Origin of the sequence: Streptococcus sp. DD11, assembly GCF_001578865.1 — a bacterium.
Classification (GTDB): Bacteria; Bacillota; Bacilli; order Lactobacillales; family Streptococcaceae; genus Streptococcus; species Streptococcus panodentis.
The window spans coordinates 72,951-75,685 of record NZ_KQ969395.1 but is presented as its reverse complement, the minus strand read 5'-3'; the positions used below and the strand labels follow the sequence as shown (position 1 = coordinate 75,685).

At 44.8% G+C, this 2,735-nt stretch carries 4 protein-coding genes; all 4 read left to right on the top strand.

Features of this window, described 5'->3' with window-relative positions; all coding sequences use genetic code 11:
• Positions 1–512 (top strand): CPBP family intramembrane glutamic endopeptidase (locus STRDD11_RS08110; RefSeq protein ID WP_241209373.1); only part of this gene is annotated, 512 nt, incomplete at its 5' end.
• 37 nt (positions 513–549) lie between these two features.
• Positions 550–1,098, top strand: a complete 549-nt coding sequence (locus STRDD11_RS08105) for a DUF3267 domain-containing protein (protein ID WP_128836906.1) — start codon at positions 550–552, stop codon at positions 1,096–1,098.
• On the top strand, positions 1,095–1,796 hold the full coding sequence (locus STRDD11_RS08100; protein ID WP_128836905.1) for a CPBP family intramembrane glutamic endopeptidase: 702 nt from the start codon (positions 1,095–1,097) through the stop codon (positions 1,794–1,796). The genes STRDD11_RS08105 and STRDD11_RS08100 overlap by 4 nt, the downstream gene beginning before the upstream one ends.
• A gap of 21 nt (positions 1,797–1,817) precedes the next feature.
• Positions 1,818–2,474 carry a CPBP family intramembrane glutamic endopeptidase gene (locus STRDD11_RS08095; RefSeq protein ID WP_128836904.1) on the top strand — a complete coding sequence of 219 codons (657 nt, stop codon included), beginning with the start codon at positions 1,818–1,820 and terminating at the stop codon, positions 2,472–2,474.
• Positions 2,475–2,735 lie beyond the last annotated feature (261 nt).

The following is a 2,735-nucleotide window of genomic DNA, read 5'->3' as shown; positions in this document are numbered from 1 at the left end:
TGATTGTCTTTTTTGTCCTGCGGATGGCCAAGCAGGAAGGGCTGCTGAGCTTGGATTTCAGCTTCTTTGGCTGGTCCTCGGTCGGCTGGCTGGCTCTTTCTTATGTCATGATGTTTGGAGTCAGTATACTGGGGATCGTCATCATGATGATGGAAGGGCAGGGGATTGACACGGCCAATCAGGAGGCCCTGAAGCAGATGTTTAAAAATGTCCCCTCCATATTGCTGGTCATGGGAGCTGTGATTCAGGCGCCCATTCTGGAGGAAGTGGCCTTTCGCGGTCTCATTGCTGAGAAGATCTTTGCCAAGCATTCCATCTGGGGGCTGCTTGTCAGTTCCATTCTTTTCGGACTTTTTCACGGTCCGACCAATATCGGAAGTTTTGTCCTCTACGCCGGTATAGGCGGGGTTCTGGCTTTCGTAGTCTATATCAGCAAGCGCTTGGAAATGGCTGTTTTGGCTCACATGCTGAGAAATGGCGTTGCAGCCCTTCTCATGCTTCTGATGTCCTAGATAGGGACCACAAACCTGTATAAAAAAGGAGCCTGACATGAAAATTCTTAAAACAATTGATGTGCTGAATAATAAAAAGACTGCTTTGATTATCAATATTGCGTCCGTTCTGCTGATTCTTCCTTTTGGGGCGGTCTTTGGCGGTCTGGCCATTCTGCTCTGGGGCAGCGGCAGTCAAGATGGCAGTATTCCCCTCGGTGACCTGATTTACCTCTTTCCTCTCATCCTGATTCACGAACTGATCCATGGTTTCTTCTTCAAGATTTTGGGAAATGCTGAAACCAAGGTCAGGTTTGGCTTTCAGAACGGTATGGCTTATGCTGGAAGCCCTGGCAGCTTATACAGCCGCGGCAGGATGCTGATTATTCTGCTGGCGCCCTTTGTCCTAATCAGTCTGGCGCTGAGCCTGCTCTATAGCCTGCACTGGCTCAAGCCTCTCTCCTATATCGCCCTTAGCAGCATCCATGCGGCCGGCTGCATAGGAGATTTTTACATGACGGCAGTGATCCTTAGGCAGAAGGGCGCTATCGCTGTCGAGGATACAGCAGTCGGTATCACTATTTATCAAAAGGAGAATACAAAATGAAGAACTTCAAATCACTTGCTCTAGGAATCGTAAAGTGGATAGGCCTTATTGCTCTTAGCCTCCTTATAAATACTACTCCGATGCTATTATTGATGCACGGGAAGAATGCGCCTATTTATGTGGAAATATTATTGGTAGCCTTGTATCTGATTTTGGCCTTCCTGATTTTCCGCAGCCTATGGCAGCATTATCAGAAGCATCTGCCTGAAGAAAAGAAGAAATTTAAACAATCTGGTAAGGATATTGGCTTTGCTTTTCTGTTTTTTTTATTTGCCAGAGTGGCAGCTATTGCCGGTGTCTATCTTAATCTTATCCTGAGTGGCAATTCCCAGACCAGTAATGACAGCGCCATACAAGGGCTAGGGGAAATGATGTCTTCGCAGCATATCTTCTTTGCCTTGCTCTTTGTTGCAACGCTTGCTTTTATCGGTCCTATCATGGAAGAATTAATTTTCCGGGGTTTTGGTACTGCCTTCTTTTTCAAAAAGAATCAAAAAGTATTGGCTGCCATTGTGACTTCTGTGGTCTTCACTCTGCCTCATATCACTCAATTAACAGAGTTCCCAACCTACTTTGCTATTGGACTGATTCTTTATCTATCCTATGCTCGTCGGGGCAATCTTAAAGATTCCATGTTCGTTCATATCCTTAACAATCTCCCCATGGCTATATTACTCCTGCTAGCCATGTTTCAGTAAATCAATTTATAAGGTTTCTCTATGAATTTCAAATCTTTCTGTGCCAATATAGGCATGTATATCTTAGTTGTTCTCTCTTACTTTTTAGTGTTTATGACAATCGCTGCCTATAGTTTCAGTTTCTTAAACGCCGGATTTTCTGCAGTGATGATCACCCTCCTCTTTGCAGTTCTGTCATTTCTCTACTGCTTTGGCTTATGGAAATGGTACCAGCTGGATTTCAGATTGGAAGTTATCAACAGCAAACTGACCGGATTTGTCTGGCTGCCCCTTGTCTTGCTGGCTGCCTATATCCTTTTTCAGAACTTTGTGCCTATCGAAGCTTCGGACAATCAAACGATTGTCGTCAGTTTGATTCACAGTCAGCCCCTCTTTTCTTTCTTTTTTGTGGTGATTGTCGGACCGATTGTCGAGGAGTTTATGACCCGCGGTTTGCTGGCCAACTACCTTTTCCCTGAGCAAAAGAGCCTGCCGCAGATTCTGCTCTATCTGGCTGTATCGGGAACCTTCTTTTCTCTCTTGCATCAGCCGGGGACCCTGCCGCAGTTTCTGCTTTATTTTGTCATGGGCGCTATCTTTGCCCTAGCCTATGTGACCAAGAAGGACCTGCGCTATCCGATTGCCCTTCACATGGCCAATAACCTGATTGCCTTTCTGCAGATTCTCTTTCTTGCTTGATATAGTCCTTTAGTTTATAACCAGTATATGTTATACTAGTTATATGTCATATGGAATTGATTTTCGAAAATGAGTTCTTGCCTATGTCCAGAAAGGTCATACCCGTCAAGAAACTGCAAAAATATTTAATATCAGTACAAATACTTTATATACCTGGGAAAGCAGCAGCGTGAGCAGGGACACTTAGAGCGGAAAAAACGAGTAGCTAAAAGCAGGAAAATCCCCTTAGATGAACTCACAGCATTCGTAGAAGCTCATCCC